This window comes from Streptomyces sp. WP-1 (genome assembly GCF_030450125.1).
Lineage (GTDB): Bacteria > Actinomycetota > Actinomycetes > Streptomycetales > Streptomycetaceae > Streptomyces > Streptomyces incarnatus.
Genome location: NZ_CP123923.1, coordinates 711,156 through 734,347 on the forward strand (window position 1 = coordinate 711,156; position 23,192 = coordinate 734,347).

The 23,192-nt window shown below is 73.7% G+C and carries 19 protein-coding genes, 1 tRNA gene and 1 pseudogene; 12 read left to right on the top strand and 9 right to left on the bottom strand.

Translation table 11 applies throughout. The features are described from left to right. The first annotated feature begins 173 nt into the window (after positions 1–173). The 3 genes from QHG49_RS02800 to fdh all read left to right on the top strand — a co-directional run bounded on the left by QHG49_RS02800 (position 174) and on the right by fdh (position 5,724). Positions 174–1,196 carry a 4Fe-4S dicluster domain-containing protein gene (locus tag QHG49_RS02800; RefSeq protein ID WP_301487122.1) on the top strand — a complete coding sequence of 341 codons (1,023 nt, stop codon included), beginning with the start codon at positions 174–176 and terminating at the stop codon, positions 1,194–1,196. A 158-nt stretch (positions 1,197–1,354) separates the two neighbouring features. Further along, positions 1,355–2,299, top strand: coding sequence for an NrfD/PsrC family molybdoenzyme membrane anchor subunit (gene nrfD, locus QHG49_RS02805; protein WP_301492677.1), 945 nt, complete (start codon positions 1,355–1,357; stop codon positions 2,297–2,299). A gap of 164 nt (positions 2,300–2,463) precedes the next feature. Continuing rightward, complete coding sequence (gene fdh, locus QHG49_RS02810) at positions 2,464–5,724, top strand: formate dehydrogenase (RefSeq protein WP_301487123.1); 3,261 nt, start codon at positions 2,464–2,466, stop codon at positions 5,722–5,724. Positions 5,725–5,742: 18 nt separating this feature from the next. On the opposite strand, the gene selD is transcribed toward fdh, so the two are convergent. Further along, complete coding sequence (gene selD, locus QHG49_RS02815; protein ID WP_159698400.1) at positions 5,743–6,762, bottom strand: selenide, water dikinase SelD; 1,020 nt, start codon at positions 6,760–6,762, stop codon at positions 5,743–5,745. A gap of 34 nt (positions 6,763–6,796) precedes the next feature. Here selD and QHG49_RS02820 point away from each other — a divergent pair. Further along, positions 6,797–6,889 (top strand) — tRNA-Sec (locus QHG49_RS02820). 83 nt (positions 6,890–6,972) lie between these two features. Here QHG49_RS02820 and QHG49_RS02825 read toward each other — a convergent pair. After that, positions 6,973–8,655: pseudogene (locus tag QHG49_RS02825) on the bottom strand (GTP-binding protein); the annotation flags it as partial. Further along, entirely contained in the window at positions 8,655–10,118 is a 1,464-nt protein-coding gene (selA, locus tag QHG49_RS02830; protein WP_301487124.1) for an L-seryl-tRNA(Sec) selenium transferase, read from the bottom strand. The pseudogene QHG49_RS02825 and the gene selA, both read right to left, overlap by 1 nt. A gap of 148 nt (positions 10,119–10,266) precedes the next feature. Between selA and QHG49_RS02835 the strand changes: the two genes are divergently transcribed. Continuing rightward, positions 10,267–10,473, top strand: coding sequence for a hypothetical protein (locus QHG49_RS02835; protein WP_159698406.1), 207 nt, complete (start codon positions 10,267–10,269; stop codon positions 10,471–10,473). A 46-nt stretch (positions 10,474–10,519) separates the two neighbouring features. On the opposite strand, the gene QHG49_RS02840 is transcribed toward QHG49_RS02835, so the two are convergent. The 4 genes from QHG49_RS02840 to QHG49_RS02855 form a co-directional block, all read right to left on the bottom strand. Further along, positions 10,520–11,548 carry an MASE1 domain-containing protein gene (locus QHG49_RS02840; protein WP_301487125.1) on the bottom strand — a complete coding sequence of 343 codons (1,029 nt, stop codon included), beginning with the start codon at positions 11,546–11,548 and terminating at the stop codon, positions 10,520–10,522. Between the two features lie 81 nt (positions 11,549–11,629). Next, positions 11,630–12,457, bottom strand: coding sequence for a PP2C family protein-serine/threonine phosphatase (locus QHG49_RS02845; protein ID WP_145489706.1), 828 nt, complete (start codon positions 12,455–12,457; stop codon positions 11,630–11,632). A gap of 164 nt (positions 12,458–12,621) precedes the next feature. Beyond that, positions 12,622–12,942: a hypothetical protein gene (locus tag QHG49_RS02850; protein WP_145489708.1), complete on the bottom strand. Its 321-nt coding sequence runs from the start codon at positions 12,940–12,942 to the stop codon at positions 12,622–12,624. A gap of 106 nt (positions 12,943–13,048) precedes the next feature. Next, positions 13,049–14,257, bottom strand: coding sequence for a mannosyltransferase family protein (locus QHG49_RS02855; protein ID WP_301487126.1), 1,209 nt, complete (start codon positions 14,255–14,257; stop codon positions 13,049–13,051). A gap of 231 nt (positions 14,258–14,488) precedes the next feature. Here QHG49_RS02855 and QHG49_RS02860 point away from each other — a divergent pair, with 231 nt between their 5' ends. The 3 genes from QHG49_RS02860 to QHG49_RS02870 all read left to right on the top strand — a co-directional run bounded on the left by QHG49_RS02860 (position 14,489) and on the right by QHG49_RS02870 (position 17,862). After that, positions 14,489–15,934: a glyceraldehyde-3-phosphate dehydrogenase gene (locus QHG49_RS02860; RefSeq protein WP_159698415.1), complete on the top strand. Its 1,446-nt coding sequence runs from the start codon at positions 14,489–14,491 to the stop codon at positions 15,932–15,934. 157 nt (positions 15,935–16,091) lie between these two features. Next, a complete protein-coding gene (locus tag QHG49_RS02865) occupies positions 16,092–16,661 on the top strand; it encodes a TetR/AcrR family transcriptional regulator (RefSeq protein ID WP_301487127.1) in 570 nt (189 codons plus the stop codon). Between the two features lie 34 nt (positions 16,662–16,695). Next, entirely contained in the window at positions 16,696–17,862 is a 1,167-nt protein-coding gene (locus QHG49_RS02870; protein WP_301487128.1) for a GDSL-type esterase/lipase family protein, read from the top strand. 274 nt (positions 17,863–18,136) lie between these two features. Here the strand turns inward: QHG49_RS02870 and QHG49_RS02875 are convergent, their stop codons facing one another. Then, on the bottom strand, positions 18,137–18,799 hold the full coding sequence (locus tag QHG49_RS02875; protein ID WP_145489716.1) for a class F sortase: 663 nt from the start codon (positions 18,797–18,799) through the stop codon (positions 18,137–18,139). A gap of 142 nt (positions 18,800–18,941) precedes the next feature. Beyond that, entirely contained in the window at positions 18,942–19,628 is a 687-nt protein-coding gene (locus tag QHG49_RS02880) for a hypothetical protein (protein ID WP_301487129.1), read from the bottom strand. Between the two features lie 346 nt (positions 19,629–19,974). Here QHG49_RS02880 and QHG49_RS02885 point away from each other — a divergent pair, with 346 nt between their 5' ends. From QHG49_RS02885 to tgmB, 4 genes are all read left to right on the top strand, one after another. Further along, on the top strand, positions 19,975–20,853 hold the full coding sequence (locus QHG49_RS02885) for a hypothetical protein (RefSeq protein ID WP_301487130.1): 879 nt from the start codon (positions 19,975–19,977) through the stop codon (positions 20,851–20,853). A gap of 156 nt (positions 20,854–21,009) precedes the next feature. Next, positions 21,010–21,876, top strand: coding sequence for a fructosamine kinase family protein (locus QHG49_RS02890; protein WP_301487131.1), 867 nt, complete (start codon positions 21,010–21,012; stop codon positions 21,874–21,876). A 119-nt stretch (positions 21,877–21,995) separates the two neighbouring features. Then, positions 21,996–22,187, top strand: coding sequence for a putative ATP-grasp-modified RiPP (gene tgmA / locus QHG49_RS02895; RefSeq protein WP_046416733.1), 192 nt, complete (start codon positions 21,996–21,998; stop codon positions 22,185–22,187). A gap of 18 nt (positions 22,188–22,205) precedes the next feature. Beyond that, on the top strand, positions 22,206–23,189 hold the full coding sequence (gene tgmB, locus QHG49_RS02900; RefSeq protein WP_301487132.1) for an ATP-grasp ribosomal peptide maturase: 984 nt from the start codon (positions 22,206–22,208) through the stop codon (positions 23,187–23,189). Positions 23,190–23,192 lie beyond the last annotated feature (3 nt).

Genomic DNA, 23,192 nt, shown 5'->3' on the forward strand with positions numbered 1-23,192 from the left:
CGCGTACGCCGCGCGCACCCGGCCCCGCGGGCGGTGCCCCGTCGGGCGCGCGGAGTGCCGGTCCCCGTGCCACGCTCGGAAGAAGGCACCGAGAGTGAACGACCGGCACCGGGCGGTGGGCAGGGGGATCGTGCGCGAGTCGTCCCCGGACACCGGTCGCGAGGAGGCGTGTCATGGGCGACGGCCCCGAGGTCTACGGGAACCAGTGGTACGGCCCCCAGCCGGACGTGGCCGGCGCCTCCGGCTATCCGGACGCACCGCCGCGGCTGGGGTTCTTCACCGACACCTCGGTGTGCATCGGCTGCAAGGCGTGCGAGGTGGCCTGCAAGGAGTGGAACGCGGTCCCGGAGGACGGCCTCGAACTGACCGGGATGTCCTACGACAACACGGGGACCCTCGGCGCGGACACCTGGCGGCATGTGGCGTTCATCGAGCAGCGGGGGCCGTTCGGCGGCCAGGAACCCGGCGTCCGGCACGAGGACACGGATGTCTTCGCGGCGGCCGCGCGACTCGGCACCGGTGCCCCCTCCCCCGGTTCCGGCGCCCCCGCTCCCCCGCCGCCGGGCTCCCCCGAGGGCACTCCCGCCGGGCAGATCTCCCCGCTCTCCCCCGACGGCCGCACCGAGCTGCGCTGGCTGATGTCCTCGGACGTGTGCAAGCACTGCACGCACGCGGCCTGTCTGGACGTGTGCCCCACCGGGGCGCTGTTCCGCACCGAGTTCGGGACGGTCGTCGTACAGCCGGACGTCTGCAACGGCTGCGGCTACTGCGTGCCCGCCTGCCCCTACGGCGTCATCGACCAGCGCGAGGACGACGGCCGGGTGTGGAAGTGCACGCTGTGCTACGACCGGCTGGGCGTCGGCATGGAGCCCGCCTGCGCCAAGGCATGCCCGACGGACTCCATCCAGTTCGGGCCGCTGGACGAGCTGCGGGAGCGGGCGGCGGCCCGGGTGGCGCGGCTGCACGCGGCCGGGGTGGCGGACGCGCGGCTGTACGGGGCGGACCCGGAGGACGGGGTCGGCGGCGACGGCGCGTTCTTCCTGCTGCTGGACGAGCCCGAGGTCTACGGGCTGCCCCCGGACCCGGTGGTCACCACCCGGGATCTGCCCGACATGTGGCGGCACGCGGCGCTGGCGGCGGTGACGCTGGCGGGGCTCGCGGTGGGCGGCTTCGCCGGTCGTCGAAGGAGGGCGTGATGAGCGCGGACGACGGCGCGATGAGCGGACCGGGGGCCGGGCCGGGCGGTGCCGGGGGCGGTCGGGGCGGCCCCGGGGGCGGGCGCCCCGGCCGGGAGGCGCCGGCCGGGGTGTACGCCGGGCGCCGACGTCGGCGGCGCGGGCGGGGCGAGCAGCCCATGGTGCCGGACGCGTCCTTCTCGTCGTACTACGGCAGACCCGTGCTGAACAAGCCCACGTGGAAGGCGGTGGACATCGCCGGATACCTGTTCCTGGGCGGGCTCGCGGGGGCCTCCTCGCTGCTGGCCGCGGGGGGTGAGCTGACGGGCCGGCCGGGGCTCGCGGCACCGGCGAAACTGGGGGCGGCCGGGGCGATCTCCCTGTCGCTGGCCGCGCTGGTGCACGACCTGGGCCGCCCGGCCCGGTTCCTGAACATGCTGCGGGTGTTCAAACCGACCTCGCCGATGAGCTTGGGCTCGTGGATCCTGGTGGGGTACGCGCCGCTGACCATGGCGGCGGCGGCCTTCGAAGCGGCGGGCCGCTACCGGCTGTTGGGCTCGACCGCCGCCGAAGTGGCCTGCCGTTACCGGTTGTCGGGCTCCGCCGCCACCGTCGCATCGGCGGTGCTGGGCCCCGCCGTCGCCACCTACACCGCGGTGCTGCTCTCGAACACGGCGGTCCCTTCCTGGCACGAGGGCTACCGTCAACTCCCCTTCGTCTTCGCGGGTTCCGCCGCGGCCGCCGCATCCGGCCTCGCGCTGGCCACCGCGCCGATCGAGGAGGCCGGACCGGCCCGCCGGACGGCGCTGCTCGGCGCCGGACTGGAGCTGGGCGCCTTCCAGCTGATGAAACGCCGGACGGGGATCGCGGCCGAGCCCTTCGACCAGGGCAGGCCCCGCGTCCTGCTCCGCGCCTCCGAGGCCCTGACCGTCGCCGGTGCCGCCCTGGCCCTCCTTTCCGGCCGCTTGCGCGACCGCCGTGTGGCGCTGGCCGCCGGCACCGCCCTCCTCACCGGCTCGGCGGCCCTGCGCTTCGGCGTCTTCCACGCGGGCGTGGCCTCGGCGGAGGACCCGCGCTACACGGTCGTACCGCAGCGGGAGAGGCTGACGGCGCGGGGGTGTTGAGCGGCTGCTCCGGCTACGGCGGACGGGAATCGAACCCGCCTGCCCCCGGCTGTCCGCGCTCCCAGGCCCCGCCCGCTGCCGTTCGCCCCTGGGTACCGGCACACGAGATGCCGTCCCCGCACCCCCGCGCGACAATCGGGACGACGAGTGTGAGAGGAGTGGCCATGGGCGTACGCACCTGGATCGACTCCTGGCCGGTCTACCGTCAGCTCACCGGGACGGACCCGCTGGGCCGGGGTGCCGCCGCGAAGAGCGGGACCAGTGAACGGCTCACGCCCCGGGTCGCCTCGGCCGACCGGGTGGTGAAGTCCGTCTGTCCGTACTGCGCGGTGGGCTGCGGCCAGAACGTGTACGTCCAGGACGGGAAGGTCACCCAGATCGAGGGCGACCCCGACTCCCCCGTCTCCCGTGGCCGGCTGTGCCCCAAGGGCTCGGCGAGCCTCCAGCTGACCACCGGCGCCGCCCGCGAGCACCAGGTGCTGCACCGGCGCCCGGGTGGCACCGAGTGGGAGCGCCTCGACCTCGGCACCGCGATGGACATGATCGCCGACCGGGTGATCGCGGCCCGCCGGGCGGGCTGGGAATGGGAGGTCGACCGGACCCGCACCCGGCGCACCCTGGGCATCGCGAGCCTCGGCGGGGCCACACTGGACAACGAGGAGAACTACCTCATCAAGAAGTTGTTCACGGCGCTCGGCGCGATCCAGATCGAGAACCAGGCGCGCGTTTGACACTCCTCCACCGTTCCCAGTCTGGGAACCTCGTTCGGACGCGGCGGCGCGACCACCTTCCAGCAGGACCTGCAGAACTCGGACTGCATCGTCATCGAGGGCTCGAACATGGCCGAGTGCCATCCGGTCGGGTTCCAGTGGGTGATGGAGGCCAAGGCGCGGGGCGCGAAGGTGATCCATGTCGACCCGCGGTTCACCCGCACCAGCGCGCTCGCCGATCTGCATGTGCCGCTGCGCGCGGGCTCGGACATCGCCTTCCTCGGCGCGATCGTCAACTACGTGCTGGAGCAGGGGAAGTACTTCCGCGACTACATCGTGGCGTACACCAACGCGCCGACGATCCTGCGCGAGGACTTCTGTGACACCGAGGATCTGGCCGGCGTCTTCTCGGGTCTGAACGGCGAGACCCGCTCGTACGACAACTCCAGCTGGCAGTACGAGGGTTCGGAGGTACAGGCACCCTCCGGGGAGCGCGACCAGGAGTACGACGAGCGCACCCGGGACGGCAGTTCGGTGACCGAGGCGGCGCGCGGCGAGGCGCACGGCTCCGGTGGCGCGGTGATCGGCGAGGGCGAGCCGGAGCGGGACGAGACGCTGACGCACCCGCGCTGTGTCTTCCAGGTGCTCAGGCGGCACTTCGCCCGCTACACACCGGAGATGGTGGAGCAGGTGTGCGGTGTGCCGCGCGAGCTGTTCCGGCGGGTGTGCGAGCTGGTCACGGAGAACTCCGGGCGGGAGCGTACGACGGCCTTCGCCTACGCGGTGGGCTGGACCCAGCACACGGTGGGTGTGCAGTACATCCGCACGGCCTGCGTCCTCCAGCTGCTCCTCGGCAACATCGGCCGGCCGGGCGGCGGCATCCTCGCGCTGCGCGGGCACGCCTCCATCCAGGGCTCCACGGACATCCCGACCCTGTTCAACCTGCTGCCGGGCTACATCCCGATGCCGCACGCGCACCAGGACCAGGACCTGGCCGCGTTCGTGGAGGCGGAGTCGGCGCACAAGGGCTACTGGGGCAACATGCGCTCGTACCTGGTGAGCCTGCTCAAGGCGTACTGGGGCGACGCGGCGACGCAGGAGAACGACTTCTGCTTCGACTACCTGCCGCGGCTGACCGGTTCGCACTCGACGTACGAGACGACGATGGCCCAGCTGGAGGGCGTCTGCAAGGGCTACTTCCTGATGGGCGAGAACCCCGCGGTGGGCAACGCCAACGCCAAGCTGATGCGGCTCGGCATGGCGAACCTGGACTGGCTGGTGGTGCGCGACTTCTCGCTGATCGAGTCGGCGACCTGGTGGAAGGACGGCCCGGAGATCGAGACCGGGGAGCTGCGCACCAAGGACATCGGGACGGAGGTGTTCTTCCTGCCGGCGGCCGCGCACACCGAGAAGGACGGCAGTTTCACCAACACGCAGCGGCTGCTGCAATGGCACCACCAGGCGGTCGAGCCGCCCGGCGAGGCACGCAGCGACCTGTGGTTCGCCTTCCATCTGGGGCGGATCATCCGGGAGAAGCTCGCCGGGTCGGCCGACGAGATGGACCGGCCGGTGCTGGACCTCGCCTGGGACTACCCGACGAGGGGCCCGCTGGCCGAGCCGGACGCGGAGGCGGTGCTCGCCGAGATCAACGGCCATGACGCGAACGGCGGACCGCTGTCCTCGTACGAGCAGTTGAAGCCCGACGGCTCGACCGCCTGCGGCTGCTGGATCTACTGCGGGGTGCGCGCCGACGGTGTCAACCAGGCCGCCCGCCGCAAGCCCGGCGGGGAGCAGGACTGGGTGGCCGCCGAGTGGGCGTGGGCGTGGCCCGCCAACCGCCGGGTGCTGTACAACCGCGCCTCCGCCGATCCCGAGGGCCGGCCGTGGAGCGCGCGGAAGGCGCTGGTGTGGTGGGATGCGGACAAGGGCGAGTGGGCGGGGCACGACGTCCCCGACTTCAAGAAGGACAAGGCGCCAAACTTCGAGCCGGACGAGGACGCCACCGGGCCCGCGGCGCTGTCCGGCCGGGACCCGTTCATCATGCAGGCCGACGGCAAGGCGTGGCTGTACGTGCCGTCCGGGCTCACGGACGGCCCGCTGCCCGTGCACTACGAGCCGCAGGACTCGCCGTTCCCGAATCTCCTCTACGACCAGCAGCGCAACCCCGTACGGCAGTTGCTGCCCACGCTGCCCGACAACCGCTACCAGCCGAGCGGTGACGAGCGCGGCTCCCAGGTCTACCCGTACGTGGCGACCACCTACCGGCTCACCGAGCACCACACGGCGGGCGGCATGTCCCGCTGGCAGCCCTATCTGGCCGAGCTGCAACCGGAGTTCTTCTGCGAGGTCTCCCCGGAGCTGGCGGCCGAGCGGGGTCTGGAGCACACCGGCTGGGCGACGATCGTCAGTGCCCGCGGGGTGATCGAGGCACGGGTGCTGGTCACCGACCGGATCGCCCCGCTGACCGTGCACGGCCGCCGGCTGCACCAGGTGGGCCTGCCCTACCACTGGGGCCCCAACGGCTACAGCACCGGCGACGCGGCCAACGAGCTGCTGCACCTGTCCCTGGACCCCAACACCCATATCCAGGAGGCCAAGGCGTTCGCGGTGGACATCCGGCCGGGGCGCAGGCCGCGCGGCCCCGCGGCCACGGAGCTGGTGCGGGCCTACCGGGCGCGGGCGGGCGTCGACGCGCACACGGGCACCGAGCCGTAAGCCCCCGGTGGCGGCGGGCTAGTGGAGCACGAGGGTGTGGGAGCCGTCGTACGGCACCAGCTCCCCCACCACCGGCGCGCCCGGCACCTCCCCGGCGACCAGCAGTCCGCCGGAGGTCTGGGCGTCGGCCAGCAGCAGCCGGGTGTCGGCGTCGGTGGTGCCGAACGCGGTGTGGGGGGCGACCCATTCGAGGTTGCGCCGGGTGCCGCCGCTGACGTAGCCGTCCCGTACGGCCTCCCGGGCGCCGTCCAGGTAGGGCACGGCGGCGGTGTCGAGCACGGCGGTCACCCCGGACGCCTTGGCCAGCTTGTGCAGATGGCCGAGGAGGCCGAACCCGGTGATGTCGGTGGCGCAGGTGGCCCCGGCGGCGAGCGCGGCCTCGGACGCCTCGCGGTTGAGCGCGGTCATGGTGGCGACGGCCTGTTCGAAGCGTTCGCCGGTGGCCTTGTGCCGGTTGTTGAGGACGCCGAGACCGAGCGGTTTGGTCAGGGACAGCGGGAGACCTGGGCGCCCGGTGTCGTTGCGCAGCAGCCGCCCGGGGTCGGCGATTCCGGTGACGGCCATGCCGTACTTGGGTTCCGGGTCGTCCACGCTGTGGCCGCCGCCGACATGGCAGCCCGCCTCGGTGGCGATGTCCAGGCCGCCGCGCAGCACCTCGCGGGCCAGCTCGAAGGGGAGCGTGTCGCGCGGCCAGGCCAGCAGATTGACGGCGAGCACCGGGCGGCCGCCCATGGCGTACACGTCGGACAGGGCGTTGGCGGCGGCGATCCGCCCCCAGTCGTAGGGGTCGTCCACCACCGGGGTGAAGAAGTCGGCCGTGCACACCACGGCCGTGCCCGGCTGTCCGGGCAGGGTGACGACGGCCGCGTCGTCACCGGTGGCGAGGCCGACCAGCAGCGGGGTGAAGGCCCCGGTGAGCCGGGGTGCGGTCAGTCCGCTGACCACCTGCTCCAGCTCACCGGGCGGGATCTTGCAGGCGCAGCCGCCGCCGTGGGCGAACTGCGTGAGCCGGACGGCCGCTTGGCGGGTCGTTGTCATCGTGGTCTCCTCGGGCACTAGCCTGGCGAGCGGTGGAGGCGTGTGGGTGCCTGGTGGCCCTCCCGGTCTTCAAAACCGAGGTGCCCGAGGATCTCGGGCAGGCGGGTTCGATTCCCGTCCGCCTCCGCTCCCCGGCCCGGTACGGCAGCGCCTGCGCCGGTCGTCGACGCGTTCCGTGTGTCCCCGGGCGTCCAGGAACTCCAGCAGCGGCACGGCCACCCGGCGGGTGGTGTCCAGGGCGCGGCGGGCCTCGCTGAGCGTGAAGGGCTGGGGCAGGGCGCGCAGTACGGCGGCGGCCTCGGCGTCGGCACCGGGCAGCAGCACGATCCCCTCGGCGATCCGCAGCAACGCCCCGGCGCGCACGGCGGCGACCAACGCCCTGCGGTCCAGGCCGAGTTCGGCGAGCCGCCCCGCCTCGGGCGCGCGGAACGGCGTCCGCTCCAGGTCCCGGCGTACGGCGTCCACGGCCGGGGGCAGGTCGGGGCGGGAGTTGTCGGAGGCGAACAACCTGCCCTGGTCGCCCCGGAGTCGGGGGGACGTGTCGGCCAGCGTGTCGACGAGGGCGCGGTCGGGCAGGCCGAGCAGGCGGCGGGCGGCCTCGGTGGGCAGTCCGGGGTCCAACGGGTGGGCGCGGGCGTGCCGTTCGACCTCGGCGGTGAGCCGGTCGCGCAGTTCGGCCCAGTGCGCCGGGTCGGCCAGCCAGTCGCCGGTGACGGGGTCGCCGGGGGCCGGGACGCCCATCGCGTTGAGGTCGGCGCGGCGGATCAGCTTGCGGCGGCGGAGTTCGGCGGCCGGGTCGGGGTGGCCGGTCAGGGCGGCGAGTTCGGCGGCGCGGGCCCGGCCGGCGCCGCGCCGGGTCAGCCGGGGCGGCCGTACGTCGAGGACGGTGACCCCGCGGGGCGGCCGGCCGCCGCCGGGTGCGCGCAGCACCGCGCGGTCGCCGATCCGCAGGGGCAGGGGGCGGGCGAGGGTGAGCCGGGCGGTGTCGGTGCCGAGCGGGCGGACGGTGACCGGCACGGCGGCGGTCCCGAGGTGCAGGGTGACCTGGCGGGGCAGGTCGGCCACCGGCTCGCCGTCGATCCTCGCGTCGAGCACCTCGCTGGCCCGCCAGCACCCGGGGCTCAGCAGCACCTGCCCCCGGCACAGTCCCGCGTCCCCGGGCCCGTGCACATTGACCGCGACGCGGGCCACCCCGCTGACGGCCTCCCGCTCCTCGTGCAGGCTCTGGAGCCCGCGCACCCGCAGCACCGCCGAGCCGTCCCCGGTCACCAGCCGGTCGCCGACGCGCAGGGTGCCCGCGCCGAGCGTGCCGGTCACCACGGTGCCGTGACCGCGCACGGTGAACGCCCGGTCCAGCCACAGGCGTACGTCGGCGTCCGGGTCGGGGGCAGGCAACTCCCGTGCCAGTAGGGCGAGTTCGGCGCGCAGTTCATCGAGTCCCGTGCCGGTGACAGCGCTCACGGCGACCGACCCCACTTTGCCGAGGGAGGTGTCCGCCAGCCGCGCCACGGCGTCCGCGCGCACCGGTTCGGGGTCGGCGAGGTCGCTGCGGGTCACCGCGAGGACGGCGTACCGCACGCCCAGCGCGTCGAGGACGGCGAGGTGTTCCCCCGACTGAGGCTGCCAGCCCTGGTCGGCGGCGACCACGAACAGCACGGCGGGCACCGGCCCGACCCCGGCGAGCATGGTCGGCACGAACCGCTCATGGCCGGGCACGTCCACGAAGGCGAGATGGTCGCCGAGCGCGTCGAGACGCGTCCACACAAAGCCCAGATCGAGGGTGAGGCCCCGGCGGCGCTCCTCCTCGTACCGGTCGGGTTCCATCCCGGTGAGCGCCCTGACCAGGGCGGACTTGCCGTGGTCGACATGCCCCGCGGTGGCGAGGACCCGCATCAGGCCCGGCCCTCGCGGGCGACCGGACCGCCGCTCGTGCGCACCGCGCGTACGGCTCCCGCGAGCCGCTCGTCGTCGGCCGGGGGCACGGAGCGTAGATCCAGCAGGCAGCGCCCGGCCTCCAGACGTCCGACGACCGGGGTACGGCCGGTGCGCAGCGCGGCGGCGTACGGCTCGGGCAGGGAGAGCGCGGCGCTGGACAGCCCGACCCCGGGCGCCCCGCCCCCGCCGACCGTGGCGGTGCTCTTGACGGCGCGGGCGTCGATCCCGTGCGCGGCCAGCTCGGCGGCGAGCCGGTCGGCGCGGGCCCGGAGGGCGCCGGGGTCGGTGGTCAGGGCGTGGGCGGTGGGGGTGGGCGGCCCGGTGAGGGTGGCCTCCAGGGCGGCCAGGGTCAGCTTGTCGACGCGCAGGGCGCGGGCCAGCGGGTGCCGGGCGAGGACGCGCACCAGGTCGCGGTCGCCGAGCAGCAGTCCGCACTGGGGTCCGCCGAGCAGCTTGTCGCCGCTCGCGGTGACCAGGGCGGCGCCCGCGCGCAGCTGCGTGTCGGCGTCGGGCTCCTCGGGCAGGCCCGGGTGCGGGGCGAGCAGCCCGGAGCCGATGTCCACGACGACCGGGACGCCCAGCGAGGCGAGTTCCCCGGTCTGGGCCGCACGGGTGAAGCCGGTGACGCGGAAGTTGGACGGGTGCACCTTGAGCACGAACCCGGTCCCCGGGCCGATCGCGTCGGCGTAGTCGGCGGCGGTCGTACGGTTCGTCGTGCCCACCTCGCGCAGCCGCGCGCCGGTGGAGACCAGCAGGTCGGGCAGCCGGAAGCCGTCGCCGATCTCCACCATCTCGCCCCGGCTGACGACGATCTCCCGGCCGGCCGCGAGCGCGGTGGCGGCGAGGACGAGGGCGGCGGCGCCGTTGTTTGCGACATGGACGTCACCGGCGGCGGGCACCCGGGCACGCAGGGCGGCGAGGGCGGAGCGGCCCCGGCGGGCCCGGGCGCCGGTCGCCAGGTCGAGTTCCACGTCGGTGGGTCCGGCGGCCTCGGTCACGGCACGCCGGGCGGCGTCCGAGAGGGGGGCGCGGCCGAGGTTGGTGTGGAGCAGCACCCCGGTGGCGTTGAGCACCGGACGCAGTCCGCTCGCGGTGTCGGGGAGCAGACCCAGGACCGTCTCCGGCACGCGTTCGGGCGGCAGCTCCCCGTCCCTGGCCCGCCGCTGCGCCTCCTGTACGGCCCCTTTGACGACGGCGTCTCCGAGCCGGTGCGTGGCTTCGGCCAAACGGGGGTCGCGCAGGAGATCGTCGGTACGAGGGATACGGCGGCGGGGGTCGGGGGCGCCGGGGTCCCGGCCGGCCGGGGGTGTCGTAGCCGCCGTATCGGCCTCGGTATCGGTCTCGCGGGCCGCACCGGCCGTGTCGTCCGCCGGGGCCGCCTCATGTCCCGCACCGGCGCCGTCCCGCGCCCGCGCGGTCATCCGCTGTTCCATTCCGCCCTTGCCGCCCTTCCCTCCGCCCCTCCCTGCCCCGGCGGGGCCCGCCCATCGTCCCCCGGCGCCCCGGGGCGGCCGGCCGACACGCCGGGAGGGGCGTTGCGGTGGCCGGGGCGGGGGTACCCGGCGCCGTATGAACGCACGTGATGACCAGCGGCAGAGCCGACAGGAACAGCGGGACGCCAACCGTCGCCACGAGACGGAGCGCCGTCACGCCGCCGAGAGGTCCGGCAGCTCGCCGACGCCCACGCCCACGCCCCGGGACGTCGCCGAACGCAGCTCCAGGAGCAGGGGCACCGAGGAACGGGGCGGCGACCAGGAGCCGCACCACCCGCACTGAGGAAGCGGACGGACCACCGCCCGCCCTCACCTGACCGCCGCACGCCTCACCGCGTCGGCGAGGACCGGCCCCCGGTGTCGTCGTCGTCGCCCTCCGTCCCGTCGGGGTCCGTCTGGGGCAGGGGCAGCGGGACATCGCCAGCGGTCAGGTGTTCGAGAACCTGGACCAGTTCCTGGCATGCCCGCTCCACCGAGCGGCGCGTGTTGCGCTGCTCGGCGATGAGGGCGGACATCAGCAGCGCGGTGAGCGCCATCGTCCCGTTGAAGGCCTGGAGCTTGGCCATGATCTCGACCGGGCTCAGCCCCTGGAACGCGCCGCTGCCGTCCGTGGCGGCGATGGTCGCCATCACGGACGTGAAGAGCGCGCACAGCACCGCGCCCGCGAGCTGGAAGCGCAGGGCGGCCCAGATGATCAGCGGATAGACCAGGAAGAGCAGGCTGATCGAGCTGTAGGTGGCCAGCGGGACGAGCACGCAGGCGATGACGGCGAGCGCGGTCGCCTCCCGCCAGCGGCCCAGCGGCGGCGGACGGCGCAGCCTCCCCAGCATCAGCAGCAGCGGGGTGACCAGCAGGACCCCCATCGCGTCGCCGACCCACCAGGCGAGCCACACCGGCCAGAATTCGTTCACGTCCAGCTTGTCCGTGAGCACGAGCATCCCCACACCGACGGTCGCACTGATCGTCATGGCGGCCAGCGCGCCGAGGAACACCAGGGCGAGACCGTCCCGGAAGCGGCCGAGGTCGGGGCGGAAGCGCGCCCAGTGCAGCAGGATCGCCGCGCACACGGGGGCGGCGGTGTTGCCGAAGAGGATGCCGACCAGGTCGGGGCCGGGTGACGAGATGGTCAGGATGAAGGCGAGGGCGCCGAGGGTGATGCCGGGCCAGCAGCCGATGCCGAAGAGCAGCAGGGCGGCGACGGAGACGCCGGTCGGCGGGTAGATCGGGGTGACGACGGCGCTCTCCACGGTCAGCTCGCGCAGCAGTCCGAGGCGGGCGGAGCCGTAGTAGAGGGCCGCGACGGCCAGCACCTGGACGACATAGCCGCCCGGCCGGCGCAGTTCCGCGTTACCCACCACAGCAGCCATCTCACACCGCCCGGCGCGGCTCGGCGAGGCGAGAGCGCCCGGGATCCGGCCCTCTGGCTGAAATGAGGGACGCTACGGCCGTGCGGGTCCGTCGAGGCCGACGACGAGTACGGCGGCGTCGTCCTCGTGTCCGACGTTCTCGGCGCCCTTGATCACGGCGGCGGCCAGCGCGTGGCTCTCCAGGCCCGCGACGGCGGCTATGCCCGCGAGCCGGGTCACCTGTTCCAGGCCGTCCTCGACGGCCAGCGAAGGCCCCTCCACCACCCCGTCGGTGAGCAGCACGAACAGCCCGCCGGCGGTCAGCCGGTGCCGGGTCACCGGGTACTCGACGCCCCGCTGGATGCCGAGCGGCGGCCCGCCCTCGTCGTCGACGACACCCGACTTGCCGTCCGCCGTGGCCCATACGAAGGGGATGTGGCCGGCGCGGGCGCTCTCCATCGCGCCGGTGGCCGGGTCGAGCCGCATGAAGGTGCAGGTGGCGAAGAGTTCGCTGCCGAGGGAGAGCAGCAGGTCGTTGGTGCGGGCGAGCAGTTCGCCGGGCTCGCCGGTGGCGAAGGCGAGGGCGCGCAGTCCGGCGCGTACCTGGCCCATGAAGGCGGCGGCCTCGATGTTGTGCCCCTGTACGTCGCCGATGGCCAGCCCGATCCGGCCGTCGGGCAGCGGGAAGGCGTCGTACCAGTCGCCGCCCACGTTGAGGCCGTAGCAGGCGGGGGCGTAGCGGACCGCCAGATGCAGTCCGGGGGCGGTGGGCAGGTCCCGGGGCAGCATGCCGCGCTGGAGGGCGATGGCCAGCTCGACCTGGGTGCGCTGGAGTTCCGCGCGCTCGCGCGCCTGCGCGGTGAGCGAACCGAGTCTGGCCAGCAGTTCGTCGCCGTCGTCGGTGGAGCGCTTGCGGGGCATCGGTTCACTTCCGGCGGAGGGTGCCCTCGGAGACGGCCGCCTCCGAGGAGCACGGCTGCCCGAATCATTGGCAAACGCCTCGATTTTACCCAAAGTGACCGAACTCGGCGCGGCCCGCCGGGGCGGGCCGCTCAGCCGGTGTCCCGGCCGCAGTCCGCGCCGGCTCAGCTCGCGTCGGAGTCGATCCCGGTGATCACCGCCGGGCCCAGCGGCGCGCTGCGTTCGTCCAGGCCGGCGCCGCGCAGCGCGGAGTCCGCGAGCCTGCGGGCCTCCTCCTCGGCGTGCGGGCCGGTGTCGGCCTCGACGGTCAGGCGGAGGGTGAACGTGTTGTCGTCGTTGACGTTGAGCACATCCAGGTCCTCGCTGCTGCCCATCCGGGTGCTGTGCGGGTCCACGGGGCGCAGCGCGCGGGTCAGGCGGGTCCGGGTGTCCGCGCCGACCCCGGCGGTGAAGGTGCCGGGGACGCTGATCAGGTAGGTCGTCATGACGGTCCTTTCCTCGGGCGTCCCCTCGACTACCCCGTTTCCCGGCCTTCGCACGGGGTGTCCGGGGTGATCGGCTTCTTACGGACTCCTCACCGGGTCCGGGCGCTCACAGCGGGGAATGGGCCACCGCCGTGACGTAGGCGCCGAAGAACAGGGACACGAGGGTGAGCGCGCCGTAGACGAGGACCGCCTGGACGGGCCGCACCCGCCAGGTCCGGGCGAGGGCGCGGGCCATCGGGATGAGCAGGGGGAACGCCGGGAGCAGGAAGCGGGGCTTGGAGGAGAAGGAGCCGGAGCCGCCGAGCACGAGCAGGATCAGCACCCCGGCGAAGACGGCCAGGACCAGCGGGGGGCGGTCCAGGCACAGCAGGGCGAACAGCAGCACCCCGGTGGCCACGACCAGCAGCGCGACCGTGTAGACGACGCCGCCGCCGTGCAGCAGCAGCGCCTTGACGAAGCGGGCCGCGCCGACGCCGAAGTCGAAGCGGGAGTCCCAGGCGCTCTGCACCTTGAAGTAGCCGCCGAAGAGGTTACCCACCTGGGTGCCGACCCACAGCACATAGCCGAGGAAGCCGAGTGGGGCGAGGACGGCCCCGGCCCACAGGCGCCAGGAGACCCTCCCGCGGCGGCGCCACGCCTCGTACACGGCGGCGAGGGCGACGGCGCCGGCCACCGCGAAGCCGCTGGGCCGGGCGAGACCGGCGAACGCGGCCAGTGCCCCGGCCCACAGCCAGCGGCCCTTGAGCACGCAGTACAGGGCCCAGATGGCGAGCGCGGCGAACAGCGACTCGGTGTAGGCGATGGTCAGTTCGACGGCGTGCGGCATGACCGCCCACAGTCCGACCAGCGCGGTGGCCACGCCCCGGCCGTACAGCAGATGTCCGATGACGTAGACGCCGTACGCGGCCACGCCCGCGGCGAGCCAGGCGATCAGCAGCGCGGCCCGGCCCGGGGTGAGCGGCAGCACGGTGGTGAGCGCTCGGATGAGCGCCGGGTAGAGGGGGAAGAACGCCCAGTCGGTCTGGACGGCGCCCTGCGGGGTGATCCACATCTTGTGGCCGTAGCCCTGGGCCGCGATGTGCAGGTACCAGCGGGAGTCCCAGGAGTGGGCGAGGGTGCGGACCAGCGGGTGCCCGCGCAGGGCGTTGGTCACGATCACCGCGAGTATCCCGGCGAGCCGGACGCACGCGAACAACGCGAGGGCCGGCACCGCCCCTTCGGGGATTCCGCGCCGGACGATCCGGGGCAGATCGAAGCGGCCCGCGGGGCGGGACGGGGCGGCCGGTTCGGGCCGGGGTACGGAGGAGGTGCTCACGCTGTCGACCTTGGGCACGCCGGGTAAGACGTGCAATCCACGACTCGGGTTTCTTACGTACTTCCACCCTGAATCAGGAATTGGTCAAGAAATGGGTGTAAGTCCCTTACGGTCACTCGTTCCAGCGCCTCGAACCCCTCTTCGAGCACCCCCCTGCGAACCCCCGGGAGGACCCCCGTAGGGTGTGGTTATCATATGAGCGCTGCCTAGCTCGAAAGATGGACCGGACCTGTGACTGTCAACGACGACTCGTTCACCAACTGGAAGAACCGCGAGGAGATCGCGGAGTCCATGATCCCGCTCATCGGGAAGCTGCACCGCGAGCGGGACGTGACCGTCCTGCTGCACAGCCGCTCCCTGGTGAACAAGTCGGTGGTCAGCATCCTCAAGACGCACCGCTTCGCCCGGCAGATCGCCGGCCAGGAGCTGTCCGTCACCGAGACGATGCCCTTCCTGAAGGCCCTGACCGCCCTGGACCTCGGCCCCTCCCAGATCGACCTGGGCATGCTCGCCACCCTCCACCAGGCCGACGAACGCGGCCTGAGCGTCGAGGAGTTCACCGCCGAGGCGGTCGCCGGCGCCACCGGCGCCAACAAGATCGACCGGCGTGAGCCGCGCGATGTCGTGCTGTACGGCTTCGGCCGCATCGGCCGCCTCGTGGCCCGCCTGCTGATCGAGAAGGCCGGCTCCGGCAACGGGCTGCGCCTGCGGGCCATCGTGGTGCGCGGCGGCGGCGCCGAGGACATCGTCAAGCGCGCCTCGCTGCTGCGGCGCGACTCGATCCACGGCCAGTTCCAGGGCACCATCACGGTGGACGAGGAGAACAGCACGATCATCGCCAACGGCAATGCCGTCAAGGTGATCTACGCCGACGACCCCTCGCAGGTGGACTACACCGAGTACGGCATCCGCGACGCCATCCTCATCGACAACACCGGCAAGTGGCGCGACCGCGCGGGCCTGTCCGAGCACCTGCGCCCCGGTATCGAGAAGGTCGTCCTGACCGCGCCGGGCAAGGGCGACGTCCCGAACATCGTGCACGGCGTCAACCACGACACCATCAAGCCGGACGAGCAGATCCTGTCCTGCGCCTCCTGCACCACCAACGCGATCGTCCCGCCGCTGAAGGCCATGGACGACGAGTACGGCGTGCTGCGCGGCCACGTGGAGACGGTCCACTCGTTCACCAACGACCAGAATCTGCTGGACAATTACCACAAGGCCGAGCGCCGCGGCCGCTCCGCGCCGCTGAACATGGTGATCACCGAGACCGGTGCCGCCTCGGCCGTGGCGAAGGCGCTGCCCGACCTCAAGGCGCCGATCTCCGGCAGCTCGATCCGCGTCCCGGTGCCGGACGTCTCGATCGCGATCCTCAACCTCCAGCTGGCCCGTGAGACCACCCGCGAGGAGGTCCACGACTACCTGCGCGACGTCTCGCTGACCTCGCCGCTCAAGCGCCAGATCGACTTCACCACGGCGCCCGACGCGGTCTCCAGCGACTTCATCGGCTCGCGCCACGCCTCGATCGTGGACGCCGGCGCGCTGAAGGTGGACGGCGACAACGCGATCCTCTACCTCTGGTACGACAACGAGTTCGGCTACTCGTGCCAGGTCGTGCGGGTCGTGCAGCACGTGTCGGGCGTGGAGTACCCGACGTACCCGGCGACGGCGGTCTGACGCCCCAGCCTCCGGCGCCCTCGCGGCCGCCGACCGGACTCCCCGGTCGGCGGCCGTTCGCGTTCCCGGGCAGCCTCCGGGCGCCTTGACTGCTCAGCCGTTTGCCTAAAAGCTTTAGGCAGTCGCATAATCCCTATCGGAAAGAGGGAGGAAGCTGATGGCGCGTGTGGGACTGACCACCGGCCGGCTGGTCCGCGCGGGCGCGGAGCTGGCCGACGAGGTGGGCTTCGAGCAGGTGACCGTGTCGGCGCTGGCCCGGCGGTTCGACGTCAAGGTCGCGAGCCTGTACTCGCACCTGAAGAACTCCCAGGACCTCAAGACGCGGATCGCGCTGCTCGCCCTCGCGGAGATGGCCGACCGCGCCGCCGAGGCGCTCGCCGGACGCTCCGGCAAGGACGCGCTCGGCGCCTTCGCGGACGTCTACCGCGACTACGCCCTCGCCCACCCCGGCCGCTACACCGCGGCCCGGTACCCGCTGGACGCCGAGACGGCCGCCGCGAGCGCGGGCCCCCGGCACGCCCAGCTGACCCGGGCGATCCTGCGCGGCTACGACCTGCCCGAACCCGACCAGACCCACGCGGTGCGCCTTCTGGGCGGCGTCTTCCACGGCTACGTCAGCCTGGAGACGGCCGGCGGGTTCGCGCACAGCGCCCCCGACTCCCAGGAGTCCTGGACGCGGATCGTGGACGCCCTGGATTCCCTGCTCCGCAACTGGCCCACCCGCTGAGCCGACGTCTCCCCACGAAACACAGGCCGACATCATGCACACCACCGCCCTCACCGCCGACCTCGTACGCGGGGCCCTCGACCTCGAACGCACCGAGCGGGGACTGCTGCCGCACCGGCTGCCCGCCAGGGCCCGCGCCCAGTGCGCCGACCCGCAGCTCGCCCTGGCCGAGTCGCAGCCCGCCGGGGTACGGCTGGTGTTCCGCACCCGCGCCACCACCGTCGAGCTGGACACCCTGCCGACCAAGCGGGTCTACACCGGCCTTCCCCCGCGCCCCGACGGGGTGTACGACCTGCTGGTGGACGGACGCCCGGCGGGCAGCGCCAGCGCGGCCGGGGGTGACGTGCTCACCATCGACATGGCCACCGGGAGCACGGAGCACACGCCGGGCCCGGTCGCCACCGTACGGTTCGGCGGGCTGCCGGACACGCCCAAGGACGTGGAGATCTGGCTGCCGCACAACGAGCGGACCGAGCTGGTCGCGCTGCGCTCCGACGCCCCGGTGACGGCCGTACCGGACCGGGGCCGCAAGGTCTGGCTGCACCACGGCAGTTCGATCAGCCACGGCTCCGACGCCGCGAGCCCCACCACCACGTGGCCGGCGCTGGCCGCCGCTCTCGGCGGGGTTGAGCTGATCAATCTGGGCCTCGGCGGCAGCGCGCTGCTCGACCCGTTCACCGCCCGCGCGCTGCGGGACACCCCGGCCGATCTGATCAGCGTCAAGCTGGGCATCAACGTCGTCAACAGCGACCTGATGCGGCTGCGCGCTTTCGGGCCCGCGGTGCACGGCTTCCTCGACACGATCCGCGAGGGGCACCCGGACACACCGCTGCTCGTCGTCTCGCCGGTGCTGTGCCCGATGCACGAGGACACGCCCGGGCCCACGGCCTGGGATCTCGCGGCGCTCGCCGAGGGCAGGCTCGCGTTCCATGCCTCCGGTGATCCGGCGGAGACGGCGGCCGGCAAGCTCACGCTCGGGGTCGTGCGGGCGGAGCTTGCGCGGATCGTGCGGGAGCGGGCGGCCGAGGACGGCCAGCTGTTCCATCTCGACGGGCGCGAGCTGTACGGCGAGGCCGACTTCGCGGAACTTCCGCTGGCGGACGGGCTCCACCCGGGCGCGGCGGCGCATCGCAGGATCGGTGAGCGGTTCGCGACGGTGGCCTTCGGCCGGGGTGGCGCGTTCTCGTCATCGGCGGGGTGAGTGGGCCAGGCCGTTGGGGGGGCGCGCCGTCGGGGTGCGGTTCGTGGAGGCGTGCGAGTGCGTCGTGGCTGGTCGCGCAGTTCCCCGCGCCCCTAGGGAACTGCCGGGCCGTCGGCTGCGGGGGGGGCGCGTCGGCGGCGGTTCGTCGACAGCCGCGGGTGCGTCGTGGTTGATCGCGCAGTTCCCCGCGCCCCCCGAGGGGAACTGCGCAGCCGTCGGCTGTGAGCGTGCCCGCGGCTGCGGGTGGGGGAACCGCTGTGCGGCCCGTTGTGCGTCATACGAGGTGGGCGAAGACCACCAGGTTGTCGGTGTAGTCCTTGGCCGTGTGGTCGTAGTCGCCGGCGCAGGTGATGAGGCGGGCCTCGGGGCGGGAGGTGTCGGCGTAGACGCGGTCGCTCGGGAAGTCGTCCTTGGCGAAGGTCGAGGCGCTGTCCACCACGAAGTTCGCGGTGCGGCCGTCGGCGCGCTCCACGGAGAAGCGGTCGCCGGTGTCCAGTTGGTCGAGGTTGACGAAGACGGCCGCGGAGACCTTGGTGTCCACGTGCCCGGCGATGATGGCGGTGCCCTTCTCGCCGGGTGCGGCGCCCCCGGCGTACCAGCCGACGAGATTGGTGTTCGCCGCGGGCGGCGGCTGGAGCTGCCCCGTGGCACTGAGCGTCAGCTGCGTGAAGGGGGCGTCGACGCCGATCTTCGGGATGACCAGCCTGACCGGCTCCGACCGGGGCAGCCCCACACGCACCGGGGCGCGCCCCGTGGAGCTGGCCCCGGAGGCCGGGGTCGCCCGCGGCGCCGGGAACGATCCGTGATGCCCGCCGAACATGCTGACGGCGAGGAAGAGGATCGCCACCCCCCAGAGCACCAGCCGCCCGCCACGAGCGGCACCTGACGCGTCCGGCTCCGGTTCGGGGGGCTGCGCGGGGGACGGATCCGCTGCCATCGGACATCACCTCACTGGGACACGGCGGTACGGGATGGATGGTGACGGCGGGGGTTCGCCCTTGCAGGAGGGCGCCGCACGCCCGCGCGAGGGGCACGCGCCGCCGGCGCTCGCAGCGCGCCGGCGGCGTCCGTGGCCCCGGTCAGGACGCCGGCTGCGCGGCCTTCTTGCGGCGCAGCGCGTACATGCCGGCCGCGCCCACCCCGAGGACCGCGAGGCCACCCGTGGTGACGCCGGGGTTGGCGAGCGCGCCGCCACCGGTGTGCATGCCGCCGCGCGGCTTGCCGCCGCCGCCGTCCGAGCCGCCCCAGTCGCTGCCGCTGTCGTCGCCGCCCTTGCCCCGGCCACCGCCGCCACCGCTGTCGTCGTCACTACCCTTGCCGCGACCGCCACCGCCGCCGCTGTCGTCGTCACCACCCTTGCCCCGGCCGCCACCGCCGCCGCTGTCGTCGTCACCACCCTTGCCGCGACCGCCACCGCCGCCGCCCTCGTCGCTGCCGCCCCTGCCCCCGCCGTCCTCCTGGTAGGACTCGGGGTCGAAGCGGATGTCACCACTGCTGTCGGTGCGCAGCACGGTGGCGAGCGCTCCGCCACCCGTGTGCATTCCGCCGCGGGGCCGGTCGTGTCCGCGGTCGTTGTCGCCTCCGCTGCCGTTGTCTTGGTCCCGGTCGGATCCCTTGTCGCGGTCACCGCCGGAGTCGCTGTTGTACGAGGAATCGCCGCGGCCCGAGTCGTGCCCGGCCGGGACCGCGAACGCGGCGCCGGGCGTGGCGAAGGCCAGGGCGGCCGCGGCGGCTGCCGTGGCCAGGAGGGTACGGGCAGAACGCATCGTGTAGTCCTTCCGCCGTGACCGGGCAGCGGACGCCTCATCAGCTGGATGGACCCGGTCTCGACATGAACCACCGTCAGTGAGGCCCCCGGCTCCCACCATCCGAGCCGCCCAGCCGTGTCAACGGCCCACCCGTCTGCCACAGTGCGCCCTGTCCCGCGCCCCCCGTCCGGTCCAATCCGAACCCCCGCCGGACCGTGTCGCGTCCCGCCGGGCGGAAGCCCGGCGGAGAAGCCGGGAGGGGTTCGCGGGTCGTCCTTGTTATGACAGCGGTCATAGCGCAGTCTGGTGCCGGACGGTACGACGGCACACGGCCCCAGAGCGGCCGAGGCGGTGGGAGGCGGCAGTGGCGGACGGGATGGCGCGGGCCCTGTGGGAGCGCTACGAACCGGTGCACGACCTCGTGTACTTCGCGCCGCAGGCGCACCAGGCCGCGAAGGACCTCGGTCTGCGCGGCTACTGGATGGGCTACTTCGCGCTGCGGGCCGCCCCGCTCGGCCCGGTCTCCCCCGCCGTCGTGACGAGCGGCTTCTACGTCTTCCACCCCGACCGGGTGGCCAGGGCGCTGCCGGATGCCTGGGGGTACGCGGCCCCCGAGCGGATCCTCGCGGCCCGCGAGGCCGCCATGGACGCGGCGATGACCGGGCTGTACGGACCGGAGGCCACCGGTTCCGCCGCGTTCGCCGAGGCCGCCGATCTCGCCTGGGAGGCCGCGGCGGCCGCGGACACCACGGGCCGGGTGCTGGCTGCCGCCAACCAGGCGCTGGAGCGCCCGGAGCGGCCCACGGCCCGGCTGTGGCAGGCGCTGACGACCCTGCGCGAGCACCGGGGCGACGGGCATGTCGCGGTACTGGTGGGCCAGGGGCTCGGGCCGGTCGAGGCCATGGTGCTCAAGGCGGCCGCCGGCGAGTCGGACGAGGGGTTTTTGCGGGAGACCCGCAAGTGGGCGCCGAGCGACTGGACGGCGGCTGGCGTCCGGCTGCGGGAGCGCGGGCTGCTCGCCGAGGACGGATCGCTCACCGCGTCCGGGGCGGCGGCGCGCGCGCAGGTCGAGGCGCTGACCGACGCGGCGGCCGAGAGCCCCTGGCGCGCCCTCGGCCCGGACCGCACCGCCCGGCTGGCCGCGCTGCTGGATCCCCTGGCCCGCGCGGTGCAGGACTCGGATCTGCTGCCGCCCGGCAACCCGGTGGGTCTGCCCGCGCGTTCGGCCCCGGTCGGCGACTGACGGTACGGCGGGCGCCTCGTGTGGCCACTTCGCGCACTCACGCCGCCCACGCGGCACCGATCCGCGCGCGAGGCTCCGCCGAATGGCCTGAAAGCGTCGTAGTAACGGTCGAAGTAGCCTCTCCTGACCTGGTGTTGTCCGCCGTACTCTGAAGCCGTGGTCACGCGAGACGAGGATCCTGGACAGGCGGCGTCCCGGCTCACCGGGCGCCCCGTCGGCGCGGCGCGGGGGCTGTCCGGGTCGCCCGTGGAGGTGCTGCTGGACGACGGCACCCCGGTGATGGTCAAGCGCGCCGACGCCCCCGGTGCGGTCCGCGCGGAGGTGGCGGGGCTGCGCTGGCTGGCCGCGGCGGGCGCCGTACGGGTGCCGGAGGTGCTCGGGCACGACGAGCGCTGGATGGTGACCGAGCGGGTGGCGACCGGGGAACCCGACGCGAAGGCTGCGCTCCGTTTCGGTCAGGCCCTGGCCGCCCTGCACGCGTCCGGCGCGCCCCGCTTCGGTTCGGCGCCGCCCGGCGGCCCGAAGGACGCGTACATCGGGCTCGCACCCATGCGCAACACCGAGGGCGCCGAGTGGTCCGGCTGGTACGCCGAGCACCGGGTGCTGCCGTACGTGCGCGGCGCGGTCGGGCGCGGGACGCTCCGGCCGGGCGAGGCGGCGGTGTTCGAGCGGCTCTGCGCCCGGCTGCCGGAACTGGCGGGGCCCGCGGAACCGCCCGCGCGGCTGCACGGCGACCTGTGGAACGGCAATGTGCTGTGGGGCGCCGACGGCGAGGTGCGGCTCATCGACCCGGCCGCGCACGGCGGGCACCGGGAGACCGATCTGGCGATGCTCCAGCTCTTCGGCTGCCCGCACCTCGACCGGGTCCTCGCGGGGTACCGGGAATCGGCGCCGCTCGCCGACGGCTGGCGCGAACGCGTCGGCGTCCACCAGCTCTTCCCGCTCCTCGTGCACGCGGTGCTGTTCGGCCGCGGATACGCGGAGCAGGCACTGTCCGTGGCGCGCGGGGCACTCGCTGTGTGAGCGGGGGCGTCCGGCACCGCGGCGGAAGGCGCCCATCCGCGCCATGGTCACGCAGCGTAAGGAAACCAATCACCCGTTCGAATCGTATAAGGACGTGAAAGCCGAACCAGGGAGAGACCATGCAACCGTTCACGCTCAACTACGCGCGCCCGGCTGTGCAGTTGGAAGTAACCGTTCCGTACGCGTACGACTCCGGACTGCAGTTGAACGTCCTCCCGGACGGGCGGATCGCCGCGACGGACCACGCGACCCTGCGCGCGCTGGGGACCACGACCTCGACCGCCGGTTCCAAGACGCACTTCGACGACTGAGCCACGGACCCGAAGACGATGACCGTGCTCATCCTGACCAGTGACGAAGACGTGACGGCGGACATGGTGGTCCTCCGCCTCCGCGAGGCCCAGGTGCCCGTCGTCCGGCTCGACCCCGCCGATCTGACCGACGGGGTCGCGCTGTCGGGCGAGTACGCGCACGGCGCCTGCCACGGGCAACTGTCCGTCGGCGGGCGCCTGGTGGACCTGGACGGCCTGCGCTCCGTCTGGGTGCGCAGGCCCGGGGCGGCGGCGGCGCGCGCCGCCCAGCCGTCCGCCTGGCTGACCGAGGAGTCCGCGCAGGCGCTGTACGGCATGCTCCGCTGCACGGACGCACGCTGGATGAACCATCCGGACGCCGCCCGCCGCGCCCGGTACAAGCCCTGGCAGCTTCGGCACGCCCAGCGCAGCGGACTCGGCGTGCCGGCCACACTGATCACCACGTTCCCGGGCGCGGCAAGGGAGTTCGCGGAGCGTCACCCGGACCTGGTGGTCAAGCCGGTCTCCGGAGCGCATCCGCAGGAGCCGCCGCGGGCGGTGCCGACCAGCAGGGTCGCGCCGGACGCGGACTTCTCGGCGGTCGCCTACGGCCCGACGCTGCTCCAGCAACGCGTCGTGAAGCAGGCCGACATCCGGCTCACCGCCGTCGGCGACACCCTGCTGGCGGCCCGCAAGCCGGTGGATCCGGACGCCCATCCCGACGACGTGGACGTCCGGTTCGCCCCGTCCGTGTCACCGTGGCTGCCGGTGACGGTGCCCGCGTGGGTCGCCGAGGGGGTCCTGCGCTATCTCCGGGGAGCGGAACTGGCGTACGGTGCGTTCGACTTCGCGGAGGACGCGGACGGCGTCTGGTGGTTCCTGGAGTGCAACCAGTCCGGCCAGTTCGGGTTCGTGGAGATGGACACCGGGCAGCCGATCGCCGCGACCATCGCCGAATGGCTCGCGGGGGACGGGCTTTCGGGGGACGGACGGACGAACGCCGCCACGGGCGCGGGCCGTTGAGGT

Coding starts and splice junctions, on each gene's coding strand:
- QHG49_RS02800 (WP_301487122.1), top strand. CDS start 174: ATGGGCGACGGCCCCGAGGTCTACGGGAACCAGTGGTACGGCCCCCAG.
- nrfD (WP_301492677.1), top strand. CDS start 1,355: ATGGTGCCGGACGCGTCCTTCTCGTCGTACTACGGCAGACCCGTGCTG.
- selD (WP_159698400.1), bottom strand. CDS start 6,762: ATGACAACGACCCGCCAAGCGGCCGTCCGGCTCACGCAGTTCGCCCAC.
- selA (WP_301487124.1), bottom strand. CDS start 10,118: ATGACCGCGCGGGCGCGGGACGGCGCCGGTGCGGGACATGAGGCGGCC.
- QHG49_RS02835 (WP_159698406.1), top strand. CDS start 10,267: ATGAACGCACGTGATGACCAGCGGCAGAGCCGACAGGAACAGCGGGAC.
- QHG49_RS02845 (WP_145489706.1), bottom strand. CDS start 12,457: ATGCCCCGCAAGCGCTCCACCGACGACGGCGACGAACTGCTGGCCAGA.
- QHG49_RS02850 (WP_145489708.1), bottom strand. CDS start 12,942: ATGACGACCTACCTGATCAGCGTCCCCGGCACCTTCACCGCCGGGGTC.
- QHG49_RS02865 (WP_301487127.1), top strand. CDS start 16,092: ATGGCGCGTGTGGGACTGACCACCGGCCGGCTGGTCCGCGCGGGCGCG.
- QHG49_RS02870 (WP_301487128.1), top strand. CDS start 16,696: ATGCACACCACCGCCCTCACCGCCGACCTCGTACGCGGGGCCCTCGAC.
- QHG49_RS02875 (WP_145489716.1), bottom strand. CDS start 18,799: ATGGCAGCGGATCCGTCCCCCGCGCAGCCCCCCGAACCGGAGCCGGAC.
- QHG49_RS02880 (WP_301487129.1), bottom strand. CDS start 19,628: ATGCGTTCTGCCCGTACCCTCCTGGCCACGGCAGCCGCCGCGGCCGCC.
- tgmA (WP_046416733.1), top strand. CDS start 21,996: ATGCAACCGTTCACGCTCAACTACGCGCGCCCGGCTGTGCAGTTGGAA.
- tgmB (WP_301487132.1), top strand. CDS start 22,206: ATGACCGTGCTCATCCTGACCAGTGACGAAGACGTGACGGCGGACATG.